Here is a 20,208-nt window from a genome sequence, read left to right as displayed (position 1 = left end):
ACTCATGTGACAGGCTCTTTTATATAATCAGATAGAATCGCTGTTGCGTCTTTCTTTTTCCACTTGCATTCTTTCGATGAAGACTTGTCCCTCTTTTTCAATAAACGAATCATCCACTTGCTTATCATGTTGTGCAGCACGAATTGCCATAAATCCACTAAAGAAAATGCCTGCTACAACTAAATAAATCCAAATTGGTAGTGTCACCATATATTGATCCCCCATCACAGTTATTTACAACCACTATATGCGAAGGAAGAAAGACTTATACCTTTTTAATCAATCGTTGGTTTATAAAATGAACGATTATCAAGTGCAAAAATACGCTCTGTAAATTCACCAGGCTTCACTTTTGTTAATGCTCGGTCCAGCATATTCATTTTAGCGTCTACATTGTCAATCAAATGAAGCATCTCAGCCTCTTTAATTAACGGCTTTTTCGGACTTCCCCACTCTTCCTTACCGTGATGCGATAATACAAGGTGCTGAAGAAGCATGACCTCTTCTCCTTCAATCGCTAATTCTTCCGCCGCTTTTCCAATTTCATTCACCATAATCGAGATATGGCCAAGCAAGTTCCCTTCGACTGTGTATATCGTCGAAACAGGACCTGAAAGTTCAAATACTTTGCCAAGGTCATGAAGAATAACTCCAGCGTACAGCAAGTCGCGGTTTAAGCTTGGATAAAGGGTTGAAAATGACTCAGCCAGCTTCAGCATAGACACCACGTGGTAGGCAAGCCCCGATACAAACTCATGGTGATTTTTAGTTGCTGCCGGATATTCTAAAAATTCCGTTTGATATTTTTTAAACAAATGGCGAGTAATGCGCTGGACATTTGAATTTTTCATTTCAAATATACTCTTTGTAATATGTTCCACCATTTCTTCTTGAGATAAAGGCGCCACTTCTAAAAAGTCAGATGTGCGCACTCCGTCTTGGGGCTGTGCAGGACGAATGTTGCGTATTTTCAGCTGGTTGCGCCCGCGGTAATTCATTACTTCTCCAGCAGCTCGCACAATCTTTTGAGCAGCATAATTTTCCTCGTCATCTGGAGATGCATCCCACAGCTTGGCTTCAATATCACCTGTTTTATCCTGTAGGATTACCGTTAAAAATGGTTTTCCATTGCTTGCAATTCCTCTCGTTGAGGATTTAATTAAAAAATAAAGATCAACTTGCTCTCCTACTTCGTATTGAGCAATTCCTTTTGTCATGCCCTTTTCCTCCTTACCACTTCATTCTATGTATTTGATAGCAAAGCTCTTATCGCTTCGTCCGCTTATTTACAGCTCTTTACATTTCATTTTACCATCGCTTGGCACCGAATGCACGGGTAGACGCTTTTTCATAAGAGATGAGATTATGACACAACAAAATCAATACAATCTAAAGACAAACAGATTGGATAAAGGAGCGAGTATGAATCGCTTGAGGCACCGCTGTTGATTTCCGTGCAAGACTTCTCTTTCCGGCAGCCGCTGAGCCTCCTCGTCGCTTCCGCTTTCTCCGCAGGAGTCTTCGTCTTGCTCTCCAATACACAGCTAGAAACAACTACATACATGCAAACTATGGTCACCATACCAATAAAAAAATCCGGACGAGTTGGATTCTCCATCAAGAATCTAGATTGTTCGTCCGGACCTCCCTTCAACTAATCTACTTTTGTCTCAGCCTCTCACTTCTTTATGTTTCTTTTTTCGTTAACTGCAGCGCCTTTTTAATATCTTTAAAAGAGGTAGATTGACCATACATAAGGACTCCTCCTTTATACACACGGGCACCAAATATAGCTAAAGCAGTAATCGTCACAACCAAAATCCCTATCGATACACTCACTTCCCACATAGGAACATTTAACATACCTACACGCAAAAACATAATCATCGGAGCAAAAAACGGGATAAAAGATGTGACCGTAATGATTGTGGTTTCAGGATCACCAAGTCCAAACATAGCAATTAAAAAAGCGGCCACAATCACAAGGGTCATGGGCGTAATCATTTGCTGTACATCTTCAATACGGCTCACAAGAGAACCTAAAAAAGCCGCGAGCGTAGCAAAAAGAAAGTACCCTAATATGAAAAAGACAAATGCATACACGAATGTAGTCAGCGGAACATCATTAAATCCGAGATAAGAAAAGATGCCGTTATGATTTGTTTCCACACTGGCTTTTAACGATGTGTAGCCCACGCTCAGTATCACTGCAAGCTGTGTTAAGCTGAGCAGTGCAATTCCAATGATTTTAGCAAACATTTGTGTAATAGGTGATACGCTCGATACGAGGATCTCCATAACGCGGGATGATTTTTCAGTAGCTACTTCCATCGCAATCATGCTCCCATACATGATAACGGCAAAATAAATAACAAACAGCAGAACATACACAAGACCTCTTGCTTGATTTAGCTCTTGTTCTGTTTTGGCATTTTCAACTAACGCTTCTTTTTTAAATGAAACAGGGCTGTAAAGCTGATCAATTTGCTTTTCTTCTAAACCAATTTTCACTGTAGCCATAGCCACTTTTGTTTGCTGTACCGCCTGTTCTAAGGTAGACGAAAGATTTGATTCGGCCAAAGAGTTAGCTTTGTACACAGCTTGAGGCAGCTGCTTATTGTTTAAAGATAAAAGTAAATAGCTATCGAGCTGCCCGCTTTTTACCGCTTGCTTTGCCTTAGCCTCAGACGTAAATTCTTTTAAATGAATGTCTGAATCCATAGCATTTACATTTTGTTTGAACAACGTATATACGCTTTCCACTTCATAAATGACACCCACATTTGTGCCATTATCGTCTGAATTAAAAACGTCGATAATTTTCTCCATATTTGTAAGAGCAACTAGAATAAGAGCAGTAATAATCGTCGTAATAATAAAAGATTTTGTTTTTAATTTATTAAGATATGTATGAAAAACGATGACCCAAAATTTATTCATAGGAAGCACCTACCTTTTCAATGAAAATATCATTTAATGAAGGCTCTTCCACTGCAAATTTAGATACAAATGAAAAGTGTTTAAGTTCTTGAAAAATGAGTTGCGATACGGATTCATGTTGGATTTGAACAATTATGCCTTCAACCGTTTTTTTCACCTTTACAACGCCTTCAAGCTCTGTAATTCTCTCAAACGGACCTTTTCCGTGTACAATGACATTTTTCTTGCCAAATGAACGCTTGATCTCCGGCAGTCTTCCATATACAACAGGCATGCCATGATGCATAATACATAAATATTCACAAAGTTCTTCCACATGTTCCATTCGATGACTTGAAAAAACAATCGTCGTTCCGCGTTCTTTCAAATCAAGCACCGCTTCTTTTAATACCTCTACATTTACAGGATCCAAGCCGCTAAAAGGTTCGTCTAAAATAAGAAGCTCGGGCCGATGAATAACGGAGGCAATAAATTGAATTTTTTGCTGATTTCCTTTGGATAGCTCTTCTACTTTTTTGGAAGCATATTGAGGAATATTAAATCGAGATAACCAGTGCTCCATTTCTTGCAGCACGTTAGCTTTTTTCATCCCGCGCAGCCGTCCTAGATAAACAAGCTGATCTTTGACTTTTAATTTCGGATATAATCCCCTTTCTTCTGGAAGGTAACCAACTAGATGGCTTCTACTGTAAGTTAAAGATTTATCATTCCATTGGATGTGACCTGAGGTTGGTTCAATGAGCCCTAAAATCATTCGAAACGTCGTTGTTTTGCCAGCACCGTTTGCACCTAAAAAACCAAACACTTCACCCTTTGGAATTTGCAAGGATAGTTCATTTACAGCTGTAAATTCACCGTACCTTTTTGAAACTTCACGGATAGAAAGAGACATTTAATTCCTCCTTTGTAAATAAACCTATGTTTATTGTATGGAAAAAAATGATATCTGTAAACCTTAGCAGGATTTAGAGGAATAAGACGAGAAATATGTTGAATACGCTTACAATTATACTATAAGAGGAGAGTAGATTTTATGAGTACTTATACATTAACCGCTTTTGAAAAGACTGGAGAAAAATTAATAGATGAAAGTTTCGAAGCAGCTTCTGAAACAGAAGCAAAGACAATCGGCACCAAAAAGTTAGAAGAGCTTGCCTATTTAGAAAAAACACATCGATGCGTTAGCTCTAGCGGAAAACTTGTATTATTTCATCGTTAATACAAAACGCCGGAAAGGTTTAGCTTTCCGGCGTTTTATATTACTTTACAGCTTCTTTTAGTTCTTTACCAGCTTTAAATGCCGGTACTTTTGATGCTGGAATTTGCATTTCTTCACCCGTTTGAGGGTTACGGCCTGTACGAGCAGCACGCTCGCGTACTTCAAATGTACCGAAGCCGATTAACTGAATTTTTTCACCTTCACCTAGCGTTGATGAAATTGTTTCTAGTAATGCGTCAACTGCTTTAGATGCATCTGCTTTTGTTAACTCTGATTTTGTTGCCACTGCGTTTACTAAATCTGTTTTGTTCATTTCCAATCACCTCATTAGTTTCTACATTATCTTGTGTTACCACTGTTTTGCAACTTTTAAACATGCTCTATCAATATGATAGACAAAAATATTGGCTTTTAAACTAGTTCACTTAATTTTCGGAAATATCTTTTTCACTTTGATTAAAAACAGGCGCTCGCTTTTCCAGAAACGCACGTACACCTTCCTTATGATCCGAACTTTGGCTCATAGCAAACTGACTTCTTTTCTCAAGCGCAAGCACTTGCTTTAATTGTGAAATAGATGTCTCCACATAAATTCGCTTTGTTTCCTTCAAAGCACGTGAAGGTTTTTTTAGCCAATATGAGAGATAATCTTCTACACGCTTCGCCAAATCTCCTTCTTTTATTTCATCAATTATGCCAAATTGATGAGCTTCCTCTGCTTTTAATGTCTTTCCTTCCCAAATCAGCTGTTTCGCACGATGAGAACCGATGCGCTTTTCTAGTAAAAAGTGACCGCCTCCGTCTGGAATTAGAGCAATGCCGATAAAGTTCATCGCAATTTTCGTGTGTCTTTCTGCAATAATATAATCAGAAGCAAGCGCAATGCTGAGCCCTAGCCCTGCTGCCGCACCGTGCAGTACACTTATCGTCATTTGAGGCAGGCTGTATAAAGTCAGCACGGCTTCATTAATTAAATCCATCACCTGCTCAAAACGTTCTGATTGTGAAGGTGACATCATCATATTAATATCTCCCCCTGCTGAAAACACTTTTCCGTTTCCTTTTACTACTAAGAAGTCCACTTCACTTTCTTCGACAACTTTTAAACATTGAATAAACTGCTCTAGCACTTCTTCGTTTAATGCATTTAACGCATCCGGCCTGTTAAACGAAATTGTGGCGACACGTTCTTGCAAAACTAGTTCTACTACTTTTAATTCGACGGTCATATTTACTCACCCTTTCTGATAATGATTGAGGACTTGTTCACGAAGCGTACGTTTTAAAAACTTTCCGACCGTTGTCTTTGGGATTTCATCCATAAATAAAATGTCATCTGGAAGCCACCATTTTGTGAACTGCGGCGCTAAAAATTTGAGCAGCTCTTCTGACGAAACGACACCTTTATATGCATCTTTTAACACGACACAAGCAACTGGACGCTCTTGCCACACCTTATGAGGAACTGCTATGACACAGGCTTCAAAAACAGCTTCATGAGCAATAAGCGCGTTTTCTAAATCAACAGACGAAATCCATTCTCCTCCGCTTTTGATTAAATCTTTTGTTCGGTCTACAATTTTGATTGTTCCCTCTTCGTCAACCGTCACAATATCTCCCGTATACAGCCAGCCGTCTTTAAACGTATCTTCTGTTCTTTTATCCTTGTAATATTCAGAAGCTACCCATGGCCCCTTTAGTAATAGCTCACCCATTTCCACTCCATCCCAAGCAACTTCTCCATTTTGACCTATTACTTTCATTTCAACGCCAGGAACTAAGAAACCTTGCTTCGCTTTTACGCTGAGCTGATACTCAGGGTCTTCGCTGTACTGATAGCTTTTTAAGCGGGAGACGGTTACAACAGGGCTTGTTTCCGTCATTCCGTATGCATGCATAAATTCAATTTGATATTTTTCCTGAAATTCTCGAATGACGCTTTTTGGGGCCGCTGATCCGCCGCATAAAATAGCCCGCAAACTATCAACTGCGTAAGGCTTTTTTTCTAACTCTTGTAAAAAATTTAACCAAACGGTAGGTACTGCTGCAGCAAGAGTTACTTTCTCTTGTTCAATGAGAGAGGCAATCGTCTCTGAGGTACAAAAAGCGCCCGGCAGCACGAGCTTTGTCCCAAACCAGACCGCAGCAAAAGGAATTCCCCATGCATTTACATGAAACATTGGAACGATAGGCATAGCGGTATCACCTTCTGATAATCCAGCACTATCAGCAAGCCCTAGCGCCATACAGTGTAAATAAATAGCGCGATGAGAATATACAACGCCCTTTGGCTCTCCTGTAGTAGCAGAGGTATAACAAAGACCTGCTGGTTCTTCTTCGCTTAAATCTTGAACAAAGGAATGCGATGCATCCCCTTGCTGAATCCAATTTTCGTAATGATACACTGGCAACTCTGTTTCTGGCAGCTCACCTTCATCTGACATAAGGATATAGGCTTCAACATGTGGAAGCCTTTGATGAATGCTTTCAAATAAAGGTAAAAAGCATTCATCAAGTAAAATGACTTTATCGCGTGCATGGTTAATGATGTATACAATTTGCTCAGAATCTAACCGGATATTAATTGTGTGAAGCACAGCGCCTATTCCCGGCACAGCAAAATAAGCCTCTAGATGTCTATGATGATTCCATGCAAACGTTCCGACTCTTTCTCCTCGCTTCACTCCAATTCGTTCTAGCATACTAGAGAGCTGCCGAGTCCGTTTTATTAACTGATTATAAGTTAAACGTTGAATCCCTTTTGAAGATTTAGAAACCACTTCTTTTTTACCAAACAGCTTTTCAGCTCTTTCCATCATAGATGGTACGGTTAACTGTACATTCATCATTAAGCGGCACCTCGCATCGCCATAATAAGAAAACGCTTACAACTTTCTTATATATTCAACAGATTCCGACATTTCCCTGCTGAAAATAAAAAAGATCACTAAAAAGTGACCTTTTTATTTCCTAAACAATTCATCTAAAATCTTGAGTTTCTCTTGCGTATAGTGCTCGAATCCATCGTTGTACGATTTTGGGTCTTTTGGATTCGCAAACCTTGTAATAATGCCTGTTTCTGGATGCACGAACTTACTGGATGCCCCGCACCCAAGGCCAATAATCGTCTGCTTTTCTTCCATGATCATAATATTGTACAGGCTCTCTTGACCAGGGAATGAATATCCAACGTTCTCTAAATTACCTAAAATATTTTTTTGGCGATATAAATAATAAGGTTCATATCCTTGTTCTTGAGTCCACTCAGTCGCTAAATCCATCATTTTACCAATTTCATAGCGATCTGCTACTTTGTATTTCCGTTTATTTTGAGTCATTTCAGACGCGCGTTTAAACGATAGCGTATGAACAGTTAAAGATTCAGGAAGCAATTTTTTAGATTCGTCTAGCGTATGCTGAAATTCTTCTACACCTTCATTTGGAAGCCCAATAATTAAGTCCATGTTAATGTTATTCATCCCCATTTTTCGAGAAAGATGAAATTTATCAATCGTTTCTTCAACTGTATGATGACGTCCAATAGCTTTTAAGGTTTCTTGAATATAAGACTGCGGATTTACACTAATCCGGTCAATATTCCATTTGTTCAAAACAGCTAGCTTTTCTTCCGTAATCGTATCGGGTCTTCCTGCTTCTACCGTAATTTCACGGATATTTTGTACATCCGGGAACGATTCATACATCTCTTCATACAGCATGTCCATTTCTTCAGCGGTAATGCTCGTTGGTGTGCCTCCGCCATAATAGACGGTTGTAATCTTGACGTTATTGTCTTTTAACCATTTCCCTACTTCACGCATCTCATAATGCAAGCCGCCTAAAAATGACGTAACGGATCCTTGACGTCCGTTAATCGCATAGGCTGGGAATGTACAGTATGCACACTTCGTCGGACAAAACGGAATGCCTATATAAATGCTTACCTCGTTCTTTAACTCATGTAAATCGGGAATAGCTGCTAGTTGACGATCCACAATATGCTGCATTAAATTAATTTTGTCATCAGTGATTAAATATTCTTCCTTTAGCTCACGATGTGCTTGTTCTTTACTTTTGCCTGACTGCAGTTTCATATGAAGCAACTTCGTTGGACGTATACCGGTTAAAATACCCCATTTTTGAACAATGTTTGTATACTCCTGTAACACAGATAAGTAGACGCGAAGCACCACATTTTTTATTTGCTTAAATTTTTCTTTTTCTGTTTCATACGGCGTAAACGATTTAGAAAGCTCTTCTGTAAACACCTTGTCCGTTGCAGCATCATGCAGCACTGCTTTCGCATAAATTTCTTCATGAACTTTTAGCTCTACTTCAACCTTCAGCTGAGCTTCGTTATCATCCTCAAAGGAGACGTTGCTTTCTTCAAAAAACAAATCTGAAATTCGGTGAAGCGGACGTAAAAAACGCTCATCTTCTATACCTTTTATATAAATGTTCAATATAATCACCTTTCAAATCAATTCTATCTAAGTAATCAGTTTACAAAACCTACGTATGTCCGGTCAAGGTGCTCAGCTCAAGGGAATACGCGGACAGGAAACAAACGGAAAAAGAGATTGAGCCATAATTACATTAATTCAACCTACAGACGAACAAATGGGATAAATAAGCTCATATGAATTGCTTGTTACACTTCTGTTGATTTACGCAGGAGTCTTCGCCTTGCCCTTCAATCAACAGTTAGAAACAGCTACATACGTGAAGCTGACGTTTATCCTACCAATGAAAAAAATCCGAACGAGTTGGATTCTTCGTTCGGATTTCCCTTCAACTAACATACTTTTATTTATTTTAAACGAAAGCTGTCAATTTGATGAAGATAACCAAGACGCTGCTGCTTTCTAAATAATTCTTTCACCATATAGGCTACACCATTTTCATTATTAGAACGAGTAACCCAATCCGCAAGCATTTTTAATTCCGTTGGTGAATTGCCCATGGCCACACCCATTCCCGCGTGTTCAATCGTTTCTACATCATCATAGCAATTTCCAATGGCTACTACGTCTTCCATCGGTATCCCTAGACGATTTGCTACATAACGAACACCGGCAGCTTTTGTGGCTCCTTTTGGCGTAATATAACATCTATTTTCATTTGGATACGAAAACCATTCAATATCCGGAACTGCACTGGCAATTGTTTGCTCAGCGTATTCTTTTTCTCTACGATCTGCAAAATACACTTCTATTTTTGGAGTAGAAACAGGTTCATCACGAAGCGTATCTCCTAATGAATCTACGAACTGCACGGGATAAAAGAGCGGTTCTCCCGTTTTTAACACGCTTTTAGCTACAATATTATTAGGAAGCTTTACACGATTTCCAATTGAAAACCTTTCATGCAAAATGCGGACATGACAATTAAAATTTTCAAAAAGCTGAATGAGATTAAATGTCTTTTCCTCGCTAATTCTCTTATCTAGTATCGGTTTGTCTATCGATGTTCCGATAAAGGCACCGCTATGAGTAATGAGCATTGCTGGATGAACTTTAAGTGATCGAGCAATTTTTTTAGCAGACGGAAAATGCCTGTTTGTTACTAACGTAACGTAAACCCCTTTATTTTTCACAAATTGAATTGCGTCTTTCGTTTCTTTTGTAACGCGCCCTTGGCTATTTAAAATGGTTCCATCAATATTCAACGCTAGCAATCGATAAGCCATATGAGAACCCCTTCTTTCATAGATGTCTAATCCGTTAGGATACGGTTATAAATGACCTTTTCATGATAGTCGGCATGTGTAGCCTTGTTACTAAGCTTATGAGCAGAACTGCACAATTAGAAGGAATTTCCGCATAAAAAAAGAGGAAAAGATTTCTCTTTTCCTCTTTTCTCTATCTCTTATTCAGCCGCACCGTAAAGTTCTTCAAGTGGCTTCATGATAATTTTGTTTAATTCACCAATTACCATGCTCATACGTTGCTCAGCTTCCATTAGCTTCGCGATATTTTGATCTTGTTGAACGATTGCAACTGTTTGTTGAGCTTGCTGAACTTCTTCTTCAGTGATCTCTTGGCCCATCATTTGCTTTTGTTGCAGCTCCATTTGCATTGTACGGAAACGCTCAAATAATTGTTTTGAACCTTGATCAGCGTTTACTGCTGCATATAAGTTTTTTAAGTTTGTGTAATCGTCGCTTTGACGAATTGCTTTTTCTAAATCATTTGCTACATCATGTAAGTTTACAGACACGTTAAGTTCCTCCTAATTCAGTTCTATAATTTCTTGACTTCCCTAACTATAACAAATTATTATATAAAATTCAGCTTAAGACCTTTATTTTCTCAGAAAACGATAAATTCTCTTCACAGATTGGGCTAATTCCTCATAGTATATATCAGCATTCGCCTACTAAAGGAAAGAAAAAGAGGATTCGTTTATGAATACTTTTACCATTTCTCTAAAACCACTAGAGAACCATATGAGCGACGACATTTACATTAGTTCTGCTCTGTTCTCACGTGTGAAATGCAAGCACGAGTTTACGTTAACAGTAGGCTCCATCACGAAAGAAGTCAAAGCCACTGTTTTTCAGCATCGAGAATGCTGCTTCATGATGTCGGAAGCTCTATTTGCAGACTTTTGCTTTCCGTATGAAACGCATCAGCTGAGAGGCATTTACGAAGAGAACACGTTTAGGATGGGACCCGTGATTAGCATCGTAACAGAAGTTCGAGAAGGTGAAGAACCCTTTGGCTCCATTTCTGTATTTTGTAAGGAATTTGTTCAAGCTTGCAAGGAGTTAGGGTGTTTTTGCTATGTGAGCAAATTGAGCGACGTGAAGTCATTGTCCCCTAAAGGATATGTTTATCGCGGTGATCGATGGGTTTATTCAGACGTTCCCTTTCCGGGAATCGTACACAACCGGATTCATGCCAGGAAAACCGAGCAAAGCGCTGATTTTCAAACCTTTAAAACATTTTTGAAAGAGCATGACGTTCCTTTCTTTAACGCACGCTACTTAAATAAATGGACGGTTTTTCAACAGCTTAAAGATGTTGTACACTTACTTCCATATTTGCCAAAAACGTATCAGCTTCGTTCACGTCAAGATCTTCTTGACGCTTTGGAACTTCATGACGATGTTTTTCTGAAGCCTGTTCATGGTAGCCAAGGAAAAAATATTTTTAAAATTTCAAAGAAAGAGAAGTATATTTTAGACTATACAACGTTTACACAGACGTATGAAAAAGAATATGAATCTCTCTATGACTTATTTGAAACGCTTTATAGTCAATTAAAAAGGCAAGGATTTCTCATCCAAGAAGGAATTTCACTGCAGACATACAAACAGTGCCCTTTTGATTTCCGCATTCTCTGTCATAAAAAAGACGACTTGACGTGGAAAATCACGTCCATTGTCACACGTGTATCAAAACCCGGCAATTTCGTCTCAAATCTTGCTCGTGGAGGGGATATTCATCCTCCTCAGCAAGTTTTAACTCAGCTCTATGATTCAAAAACGACGCGCCATATCCTTTCACTTTTAAAAGAGATTGCGATTGAAATTTGCACACAGCTTTCTCACCCGTCTGAACTTTATGCAGAATTTGGTATTGATTTAGCGATTGATCAAGAAGGAAAGCCTTGGATTATTGAAGTAAATGTCAAACCTTCCAAACAATTAGATTCAAGCGCTTTCTCTGTTCGTCCCTCAACAAAAGCACTGCTTGATTATTGTCTGCATGCAACGAATTTTCAATTTGCCAAGGAGGATTTACGATGATTTCATTAGGCTTTTTAACGATTCACCCACAGCAAGAAGTGGAGTACGTGACCGAAATTGCTAAACATGCTTCTGAGTTTTCAATTGAAATATACCGTTTTACTCCTTTTAACATTCATCCTAACACCGAAAATATTGAAGGCTTCCGCTACGATTTACAACAAAAGAAATGGATAGAAGATTCCTTTTTACTTCCTTCGTTTATTTACGATCGCTGCTTTTATCGAAAAGACTCGCTGTCTAAAAAGGCTCGCCCTATTGTGAACTGGCTTAAACAGCGGGAAGATGTTACATTTTTAGGCCATGGATTGCCCAATAAGCTAGATGTCTATGAAGCCATTAAAAAAGATAGCTATTTATCTTCATATATTCCTCCTACCACTCCAATCGAAAGTGTAGAGCAGCTTGTTCAGCTGCTTCGAACAAACGATAGCCTAATGATTAAGCCTGCCAACGGCTCACAAGGTAAAGGAATTGTGAAATTAAGACAGCGTGGACGTGAAATTGAAGCTTCTTATCAACAAAATGACATTGTAAACACCATTCTATTTTCCTCTTTTCAAGAGTTTAAGAACTGGTTTACGAAAACGGCCCGTGATGTATTGTATATTGCTCAGCCCCATATTTCATTTTTCCCTTATGAGCGCACTCCTTTTGATATAAGACTGCTATTACAAAAAGGAAACGATGGTGCTTGGAAAGAAATTGGAAGAGGAATTAGACAAGGTGAACGAGACTCCATCGTAACAAATGTAAGTTCAGGAGCCTCTATTGTACCTTTTGAGAACTTGCTGCCTCGCATCCCTCGCGTTCACCGTCAATATGTAATGGATGAAATCAACACCATTTGTAAAACGATTCCGTCCGTGCTGGAAAATCATTTTCCTTCTCTTTTTGAATTAGGTATTGATTTATGTATCTCGAGAGACTTCAGCATCTGGATTCTAGATTTAAATTCGAAACCAGGAAGAAAAATCGTAATGGAGACAGCTCCTGAACAAAAAGAAGTCATGTATAAAAATGTCCTGTCTTACTGCATCTATTTAGCTAACACACTATCGTATCGTAAGGAGTAATGCTATGAAAAAAACTCTTACTCGCCTTGTTGTAGTAGAGCAGCTAGGATGCGATCTTTCTGTTCCTGCATCTCTTTACAAAGACTCCTTGAAACAAGCAGCTTTTGGAACAATGACAGCTCCATGCCTTATACAATCTTCAGAATGTGAAGAAATTCAGATTTCAGCTGAGCTAATGACAAAACTGCAAATTCCTTTCGCTCATATGATGCACCCTATTATTGTGAATGAGACCATTCACTTAGGATCTTTAATTGGTGTGTTATCAGCTGGCTTTACTGGTTCTCTGCTGCGGCCAATTGGAAAGCGTTCCCTTCACTTAGCTAAACTTCTTTCTACTGCAAGTATAACAGGGGGACTTCCTTTTATTTTTGGAACTCATCATATCAACTGGGAAGCCGGGACCATAAACGGCTATTTTTACGAGGAAAGCGGCTGGACACAGCATGAAGTCCCGCTTCCTAACGTTGTATATAACCGTTTGCCAAATCGAAAAACAGAGGGGTTAGCTCCTTTTAAGTTCATTAAAGAAAAGATGATGACTGATTACGGCATTCCATTTTTTAATCCTGATTTTTTCAACAAGTGGGAAATTCATGAGCTTTTAAAACTGAACGAGCAGACAGCCTATTTGTTACCTTACACGGTTGAAAGTCCTTCGTGTGAGCAAATAAAAAAACTTCTGCTTCTTCATCAAACCGTTTATTTAAAGCCGAAAAACGGAAGCTTAGGCCGCGGCATTTATACCCTATCTTTTAAGGATTCCATGTACACGCTGACTTACAAAGGAGAAAAAGGTCTTCATGTTCAAGAAAAAGAAACCTTGGAGGAACTATTATCAGAATTTGAATATTTACTTACTAATCCTTCATACATTGCTCAGCAAGGTATTTCATTAATCAAAAAAGAAAAGCGCTGTGTAGACTTTCGCGTGCATACGAATAAAGACGGGAATAACCAATGGGTGCTTACTGCTCTAGCTGCTAAAGTAGCCGGTCCCAACAGCATCACTACGCATCTTGATTACGGCGGAGAAATTGAAGCTACAGCCAAAATATTCACTAACCCTTCTTACAAAAAAGAAATTGAAAATAAGCTAAAAGATGCCGCTATCTCAATTAGTCATATACTTGAACAGGAGTTGAACGGATTAATTGGAGAGCTTGGATTCGATTTTGGAGTGGATTATCAAGGAAACGTGTGGCTGTTTGAAGCTAACTCTAAGCCCGGTCGCTCTATTTTTTCACACCCTGCCTTACGAAAAGCGGATCAACAAACTAGAAAACTTTCTCTAGAATATGCGATTTACTTATCTGGATACTATCTAAATACACCTGAAGGCATCAGCATATGATTACAATTTACTATCACAAAGAAAAGCAGCAGTGGTTTCATAATAACCCTTCAGCATCTTACACATGGGGAGTTCAAGAAATTGAACTTCCCTTTACTCAAAATATTTCTTCTACTCAAGCTTTTCTTCGTTTAAAAGGAGAAAAAGCAGGTCCTATTGTGGGAGTTTTAACGAACAAAGCTGTTTTGGAAAAACTGAATGTAAAACAGCGTCCTTTAGTAGAACTCTTACATCATACCCTGCAAGAGAAAGGCGGGCTTCTTGCTTTATTCGCTGAAGAAACAATGTCTCATCACTTCTTTGAAGGGTATTGCTTTGACGGGGCAAAAAAGCAGTGGATCAAAACAACTTTGCCGCTGCCAAACGTTATATATAATCGTTATCCAGGAAGAAAATCAGAAATCAAAAAGCTGAAATCTTTACACAAAAAAATAAAAAGCAGGCACATCCCCCTTTTTAATTCCGCTTTTTTTTCAAAATGGAAAGTGTATCAGTTATTTTCAAAACATCCACTATTATCTTCTCACCTTCCTAAAACCTATCGTTTAACACCAGAAATTGATATTGCTAAGCTTCTGCAAAAACACTCTTCTCTTTATTTTAAGCCTATTAACAGCAGTAAAGGCGCTGGAATTTTCCGATTATCTTCCGATAAGCATACGATTATTTATCAAGATCATACACGCAAAGAAGAATTTTCTTCTTTACAAGCAATTGACCTTCCCAGGTCTGCTTATCTCATTCAAGAAGCAATTGAGACGAAGCCATTCAAAGACCGGCGCTATGACTTACGTATTTTAGCGCATCACAAAGATAGCCGGTATGTTATTAGCGGCGTCGGTATTCGACATAGTCCCTATCACTCCATTACAACACATACGTTAAACGGCGGAAGCATTTCACCTTCTCAAGATCTTGAAGATGAAGTAGATACTTCCTTTCTTTCGTCTTTTGTAAATACGTGCGGGCAAGTCCTTCAAAAGTCCTTCCCTCTCATTGAAGAATTTTCTCTTGATATGGCAAAGTCAGTCCAAGGTCATTATTATCTGTTTGAAGTGAATGCAAAACCGATGATTTTTGATGAAACAGACATTCAAACGCAAGGTGCTAAACACATATGCAACATATTTTACAAATTAACAAAATTTTTAGATTAAATGATTTTTCATCTCCTTTTCTCATGGTAAGCTTATAATAACTACTTGAGAAAGGAGATTTTCTTTATGGTTGCACATTTTCAGGTTAAACCACTGTATCAAAATAATCGAATGCCGGGCTGGCACATCTCGTTTTATATGAATCGGGTTTATTACGAGGCTGATTATTTAAAAGATGGACAAATTGTATGGAAAACTGCGCTTTCTAATCAAATAGATGAAACACAATTAATTGATTATATTCATGAGCTTATGCTTTTTCACGTTTATGAATAGTAAGCTTTCACCGAAGGGAACGAGCACAGATGAAACAGCTGCACACACTATTTGGGGATAAAATGATTAAGGCTAAAATCCCTTCTCAATTTGAACGATACAAATGGTTTTCATGTGATGAAGGCTTCATTGGAATTGAACACACGGCTTTGTCTCAAAAAGAGCAGGCATTACTTTCTGCTTTTTTAACGCCTTATGATGAGGAAGTTTCTTTCCTGACGCCAGAACAATTGTATTGGTCAAACCTGTTATTTAAAGCACCTGAAAAAGTCATTCACTCTCATCATACGCACCATTCTTTTCGCTTTACCCAGTTTTTAATTAAACGTTCGTTTGAACAAAAAATAGAGTTTGAAAATGCGCTTCACGCCTTGTATTCTACCTCGATTACTGTGTTGTGGATTGATAAACAATCAGGTATCGTTATCGAAACCTTTGATGATCCTAATGACTTAACTGAAAATTTATCAGATTCTATCGAGGTGCTATGTCATGATTTTGAAACTTCAATTCAGTTCTTTGAAGGACAAATTCACTTTTTTCCGTCTTCACCGCGATTAATTTTTGAGCGTGAAAAGAAATGGTTTTATCAAATTAAGCATACAGTCGAACAAAACCATGTTATCCATTTTACCGACGTTTTACCCCATTTGGTTCTGCAAGAGTCTTCAGAGGCAATCCAAAATCATATGATACATTTACTTGACTTAGTAAAAGATGATGGAGATCTTTTAGAAACGATTAAAGTTTATTTAGAATGTAATTTAAACGTATCTCTTGCTGCTAAGAATTTGTACATGCATCGCAACAGCTTGCAGTATAGAATTGAGAAATTTATTGATCGCACACACCTTGATATCAAACACTTCACAGGAGCTGTGTCTGCTTACTTAGCTATTCTTGCGTTAAAAAATTCACAGGATAAAAAATAAAATGAAAGGGTTTTCGTAAATAGTGCACGAAAACTCTTTCTTTTTTTGTGCATGTTTGCCATTTACCGTTTCATTAAAAAAAATTACACTAGAGTTGAGAAAACGGTTTCACAGAGTACATACAAGGGGGAAATGGAAATGGCTGAATTACGTTTAGAACATATTTATAAAATGTATGATAAAGATGTGACGGCGGTAAAAGATTTTAACCTTCACATTCAAGATAAAGAATTTATTGTATTTGTTGGGCCTTCAGGCTGCGGGAAATCGACAACGCTTCGTATGGTTGCAGGGCTAGAGGAAATTTCCAAAGGTGATTTTTATATTGACAGCAAGCGTGTAAATGACGTTGCTCCAAAAGATCGCGATATTGCAATGGTATTCCAAAACTACGCATTATATCCGCATATGAGCGTATATGACAACATGGCTTTCGGCTTAAAACTTCGTAAATTACCAAAAGATGAAATCGAACGCCGCGTAAAAGATGCCGCTCGTATTTTAGGACTTGAGCAATACTTAGAGCGCAAGCCAAAAGCATTATCCGGCGGACAGCGTCAGCGTGTAGCTCTAGGTCGTGCAATCGTTCGTGATGCTAAGGTCTTCTTAATGGACGAACCTTTATCAAACTTAGACGCGAAATTACGTGTGCAAATGCGTTCTGAAATTGCGAAGCTTCACCAGCGTTTGGGTACAACGACAATTTACGTAACACATGACCAAACCGAAGCAATGACAATGGCTTCTCGTCTGGTTGTTATGAAAGATGGGATTATCCAGCAGGTTGGTACACCAAAAGAAGTATATGAAAAACCTGAAAATGTATTTGTAGGCGGGTTTATTGGTTCTCCTGCTATGAACTTCTTAACCGGAACGTTAAAAGACGGAAAGGTTCAAGTAGGCGATTCTCTTCTTGCAGTTCCGGAAGGTAAAATGAAAATACTTCGCGAGCAAGGATATTTAAATAAACAAATTATTTTAGGCATCCGTCCTGAAGATTTCCATGATGAACCTGTATTTATTGAATCTTCACCCGGCACAAAAGTTACTATTAAAGTCGATGTATCCGAGTTAATGGGAGCTGAAACCATGCTTTATTCTAAACTCGGCGGACAAGATTTTGTAGCACGCGTAGATTCAAGAACAGATATTAAACCGCTTCAGTCTCTAGACTTAGCATTAGATATGAACAAAGCGCATTTCTTTGATGCAGAATCCGAACAGCGCATCCGTGCTGAACACGAATAAAAAAGACCCTTAGGGGTCTTTTTTTATTCCTGTATTTGCTTCAATTCCTCACTGTGACAAGTAGAGCAGTAAAAGAGATGAATACATTGGTGATTTGCTAAATCACTAGAATACCCATTTTCTACTTTTAACTGATCGATTTCCATGTAAGCACTGTAATCATCAAAATAATCGCTGACTTTTCCCATATCCCCTAGCACTTCTCCACATGCTTTGCACGTCATTTGTACATCACTAAACCCATTACATAAAGAACAAATCGACATCCGCACACCTCGCTTTACCTGATCAATATGTACCTATAATATGCACGGAATAAAACTCTCTTACTCTTTATCAAACTCCACACAAAAATTTCTATAAATTACCAATAAAATTCTATGTATATGTTTTTTTCCCTTTCGCCATAATACTAGTAACAACCGAGCACAACAGCTCGCAAACATTGAGTTACGCCGCGGTAGGCAAGCAGATCTAATCGATGCATCTGCTCGGCTGGTTCAACTCCAGCTAACTCAACCATTAAATCTATTTTATCTAACGAGGAGATGAATACACATGGCAAATTATCAAAACGCATCAAACAGAAATTCATCAAACAAGTTAGTAGCGCCTGGTGCTCAAGCTGCTATCGATCAAATGAAGTTCGAAATCGCTAGTGAGTTTGGTGTAAACTTAGGACCAGATGCAACAGCTCGTGCGAACGGATCTGTTGGTGGCGAAATCACAAAACGTTTAGTACAATTAGCTGAGCAAAACTTAGGCGGCAAGTACTAATATTAACTAATTTCATATTATGGCTTTAGCGCTCCAAGATCTCTTGGAGCGCTTTCTAATTTCTTTTAATCAGCTTCCTCATTCTTATTCGCAAATGATTTTACAGAAACTTTGCGAATGCGTCGATTTTCTACTTCCTTAATGGTAAACAATATCTCTTCATATGAGAAAAAGTCTCCTTTAGCAGGAATATGATCAAACTGCTCATATATCCATCCCCCTAAGGTATGGCACGTACTGTCAGGAGAACTAACTGCTACATAGGTTAAAAATTCATCAATAGGGATGTCTGCGTTAAATTCGTACTCCTTTTCCCCTATCTGATGTACATACTTAACAGCTTCATCATGTTCATCCCAAATCTCTCCCACAATTTCTTCTAATATATCCTCTAAGGTCACAAGACCGGCCGTTCCACCAAACTCATCAACTACAATTGCCATGTGCACCTTACTTTTTTGAAGCTCTGGCAATAGTACAGATATTTTCATGGATTCTACTACAAAAATAGGTTGTCTCAACAAATCACGAATAAAAATCTCTTTTCTTTGGACTAAACAGGTTAAAAATTCTCTTTCTGATAAAATGCCAATAATGTTATCAATATGATCTTCGTATACAGGGACTCTCGAATATCTCTCTTCAAGAAACATTTGACAAACCGAATCAATATCAGCATTTACGTCAACTGCTGTGACATCTATTCTAGGTTTTAAAATTTGCCCCACCACAATGTCATTAAAATTGAGTGAGCGATGAACTAGCTCTTTTTCAATATTATTAATCGTTCCTTCTTCTTCGCTTAAATCTACCATCACTTTAATTTCATCTTCTGTGATCGTTGGTGTGGGAGCAGACGCTAACAAGTGAGAAGCTCCTTTTCTCACCTGTAAAAATAAGAAGGAAATCGGGGTTAATAATTTAATAATAAGAAATAACAAGGAAGAAATCATCAGCGCAAAAGATTCGGCATGCTCTTTCGCTAACGATTTCGGTAAGACTTCACCAAAAATCAAAATGATGATGGTCATAACGATGATACTAATCACAAGTGCTAGGTTTCCTTTAAACACATCGAGGGCAATTTTAGCTGCCAAAGAGGACGCAGCAATGTTTACGACAACATTTCCTACTAAAATTGTCGATAGCGTCTGCTCAAAGTGTTCAGCAATATGCAGCGCTTTTTTACTTCCTCGATATTTTTTCTCAGCGTAATGTTTTAAACGAATTTTATTTACGCTTGAAAAGGCTGTCTCAGCAGATGAAAAGAAAGCTGATAACATAAGCAAAACGACTAATATCATCATTTGATTCAGAGGCAAGTCTCCCAAAAGACATTCACTCTCCTATTTTTTTGATTTTTCTGTCTTTTTATCATATCAAATTTTTTTGATGTTGAATATTTTCTTCATCAACTTTGTATTACTTTATGCTACGCATGCTTTTTATTATGAATAAGTATACAAATTGTATATT

General features: G+C 38.2%; 21 protein-coding genes. 9 read left to right on the top strand and 12 right to left on the bottom strand.

Annotated elements, in window-relative coordinates; translation table 11 throughout:
• Positions 1-27: 27 nt before the first annotated feature.
• The 4 genes from ACNHOZ_RS23510 to ACNHOZ_RS23495 all read right to left on the bottom strand — a co-directional run bounded on the left by ACNHOZ_RS23510 (position 28) and on the right by ACNHOZ_RS23495 (position 3,832).
• Entirely contained in the window at positions 28-210 is a 183-nt protein-coding gene (locus tag ACNHOZ_RS23510; protein WP_013055310.1) for a sporulation YhaL family protein, read from the bottom strand.
• Positions 211-275: 65 nt separating this feature from the next.
• Positions 276-1,217 carry a 3'-5' exoribonuclease YhaM gene (yhaM, locus tag ACNHOZ_RS23505; RefSeq protein WP_013055309.1) on the bottom strand — a complete coding sequence of 314 codons (942 nt, stop codon included), beginning with the start codon at positions 1,215-1,217 and terminating at the stop codon, positions 276-278.
• A 469-nt stretch (positions 1,218-1,686) separates the two neighbouring features.
• The gene (locus tag ACNHOZ_RS23500) at positions 1,687-2,940 is read right to left on the bottom strand and encodes an ABC transporter permease (protein ID WP_255899038.1); all 1,254 of its coding nucleotides are present in this window, start codon (positions 2,938-2,940) and stop codon (positions 1,687-1,689) included.
• Positions 2,933-3,832: an ABC transporter ATP-binding protein gene (locus ACNHOZ_RS23495; RefSeq protein WP_255899035.1), complete on the bottom strand. Its 900-nt coding sequence runs from the start codon at positions 3,830-3,832 to the stop codon at positions 2,933-2,935. The genes ACNHOZ_RS23500 and ACNHOZ_RS23495 overlap by 8 nt, the downstream gene beginning before the upstream one ends.
• A 141-nt stretch (positions 3,833-3,973) precedes the next feature.
• Between ACNHOZ_RS23495 and ACNHOZ_RS23490 the strand changes: the two genes are divergently transcribed.
• Positions 3,974-4,159, top strand: coding sequence for a YhzD family protein (locus ACNHOZ_RS23490; RefSeq protein WP_028412560.1), 186 nt, complete (start codon positions 3,974-3,976; stop codon positions 4,157-4,159).
• A 40-nt stretch (positions 4,160-4,199) separates the two neighbouring features.
• Here ACNHOZ_RS23490 and ACNHOZ_RS23485 read toward each other — a convergent pair whose 3' ends face one another.
• The 6 genes from ACNHOZ_RS23485 to ACNHOZ_RS23460 all read right to left on the bottom strand — a co-directional run bounded on the left by ACNHOZ_RS23485 (position 4,200) and on the right by ACNHOZ_RS23460 (position 10,378).
• On the bottom strand, positions 4,200-4,472 hold the full coding sequence (locus ACNHOZ_RS23485) for an HU family DNA-binding protein (protein ID WP_013055305.1): 273 nt from the start codon (positions 4,470-4,472) through the stop codon (positions 4,200-4,202).
• A gap of 112 nt (positions 4,473-4,584) precedes the next feature.
• Positions 4,585-5,388: an enoyl-CoA hydratase gene (locus ACNHOZ_RS23480; protein ID WP_028412561.1), complete on the bottom strand. Its 804-nt coding sequence runs from the start codon at positions 5,386-5,388 to the stop codon at positions 4,585-4,587.
• 6 nt (positions 5,389-5,394) lie between these two features.
• Complete coding sequence (locus tag ACNHOZ_RS23475; protein ID WP_255899030.1) at positions 5,395-7,008, bottom strand: long-chain fatty acid--CoA ligase; 1,614 nt, start codon at positions 7,006-7,008, stop codon at positions 5,395-5,397.
• 114 nt (positions 7,009-7,122) lie between these two features.
• Positions 7,123-8,625 carry a coproporphyrinogen III oxidase gene (locus tag ACNHOZ_RS23470; protein ID WP_176345065.1) on the bottom strand — a complete coding sequence of 501 codons (1,503 nt, stop codon included), beginning with the start codon at positions 8,623-8,625 and terminating at the stop codon, positions 7,123-7,125.
• Between the two features lie 344 nt (positions 8,626-8,969).
• Positions 8,970-9,848 (bottom strand): Cof-type HAD-IIB family hydrolase, encoded by an 879-nt coding sequence (locus ACNHOZ_RS23465; RefSeq protein WP_028412564.1) that lies wholly within the window; start codon positions 9,846-9,848, stop codon positions 8,970-8,972.
• A gap of 179 nt (positions 9,849-10,027) precedes the next feature.
• A complete protein-coding gene (locus ACNHOZ_RS23460; RefSeq protein ID WP_013055299.1) occupies positions 10,028-10,378 on the bottom strand; it encodes a YlbF family regulator in 351 nt (116 codons plus the stop codon).
• Positions 10,379-10,565: 187 nt separating this feature from the next.
• Here ACNHOZ_RS23460 and ACNHOZ_RS23455 point away from each other — a divergent pair, with 187 nt between their 5' ends.
• From ACNHOZ_RS23455 to ACNHOZ_RS23425, 7 genes are all read left to right on the top strand, one after another.
• A complete protein-coding gene (locus ACNHOZ_RS23455; protein WP_255899027.1) occupies positions 10,566-11,912 on the top strand; it encodes a YheC/YheD family endospore coat-associated protein in 1,347 nt (448 codons plus the stop codon).
• Positions 11,909-12,988 carry a YheC/YheD family endospore coat-associated protein gene (locus ACNHOZ_RS23450; protein ID WP_255899024.1) on the top strand — a complete coding sequence of 360 codons (1,080 nt, stop codon included), beginning with the start codon at positions 11,909-11,911 and terminating at the stop codon, positions 12,986-12,988. Before ACNHOZ_RS23455 ends, ACNHOZ_RS23450 begins: the two co-directional genes overlap by 4 nt.
• A 4-nt stretch (positions 12,989-12,992) precedes the next feature.
• Positions 12,993-14,342: a YheC/YheD family endospore coat-associated protein gene (locus tag ACNHOZ_RS23445; protein ID WP_447697295.1), complete on the top strand. Its 1,350-nt coding sequence runs from the start codon at positions 12,993-12,995 to the stop codon at positions 14,340-14,342.
• The gene (locus ACNHOZ_RS23440; protein WP_255899018.1) at positions 14,339-15,499 is read left to right on the top strand and encodes a YheC/YheD family endospore coat-associated protein; all 1,161 of its coding nucleotides are present in this window, start codon (positions 14,339-14,341) and stop codon (positions 15,497-15,499) included. The genes ACNHOZ_RS23445 and ACNHOZ_RS23440 overlap by 4 nt, the downstream gene beginning before the upstream one ends.
• A 66-nt stretch (positions 15,500-15,565) precedes the next feature.
• On the top strand, positions 15,566-15,775 hold the full coding sequence (locus ACNHOZ_RS23435; protein WP_028412569.1) for a YheE family protein: 210 nt from the start codon (positions 15,566-15,568) through the stop codon (positions 15,773-15,775).
• A 29-nt stretch (positions 15,776-15,804) separates the two neighbouring features.
• Positions 15,805-16,707 carry a PucR family transcriptional regulator gene (locus tag ACNHOZ_RS23430; protein WP_048020602.1) on the top strand — a complete coding sequence of 301 codons (903 nt, stop codon included), beginning with the start codon at positions 15,805-15,807 and terminating at the stop codon, positions 16,705-16,707.
• A 138-nt stretch (positions 16,708-16,845) separates the two neighbouring features.
• The gene (locus ACNHOZ_RS23425) at positions 16,846-17,955 is read left to right on the top strand and encodes an ABC transporter ATP-binding protein (protein WP_025752961.1); all 1,110 of its coding nucleotides are present in this window, start codon (positions 16,846-16,848) and stop codon (positions 17,953-17,955) included.
• 23 nt (positions 17,956-17,978) lie between these two features.
• Here the strand turns inward: ACNHOZ_RS23425 and ACNHOZ_RS23420 are convergent, their stop codons facing one another.
• Complete coding sequence (locus tag ACNHOZ_RS23420) at positions 17,979-18,221, bottom strand: hypothetical protein (RefSeq protein ID WP_048020606.1); 243 nt, start codon at positions 18,219-18,221, stop codon at positions 17,979-17,981.
• 292 nt (positions 18,222-18,513) lie between these two features.
• On the opposite strand from ACNHOZ_RS23420, the gene ACNHOZ_RS23415 reads away from it, so the two are divergent.
• On the top strand, positions 18,514-18,732 hold the full coding sequence (locus ACNHOZ_RS23415) for an alpha/beta-type small acid-soluble spore protein (RefSeq protein WP_013055290.1): 219 nt from the start codon (positions 18,514-18,516) through the stop codon (positions 18,730-18,732).
• Between the two features lie 65 nt (positions 18,733-18,797).
• On the opposite strand, the gene ACNHOZ_RS23410 is transcribed toward ACNHOZ_RS23415, so the two are convergent.
• The gene (locus ACNHOZ_RS23410) at positions 18,798-20,063 is read right to left on the bottom strand and encodes a hemolysin family protein (RefSeq protein ID WP_028412572.1); all 1,266 of its coding nucleotides are present in this window, start codon (positions 20,061-20,063) and stop codon (positions 18,798-18,800) included.
• Positions 20,064-20,208: the final 145 nt, after the last annotated feature.

The organism is Priestia sp. D51, from assembly GCF_053345675.1.
The sequence above is the reverse complement of the archived record's forward strand: the minus strand, read 5'-3'. Positions and strand labels throughout refer to the sequence as shown.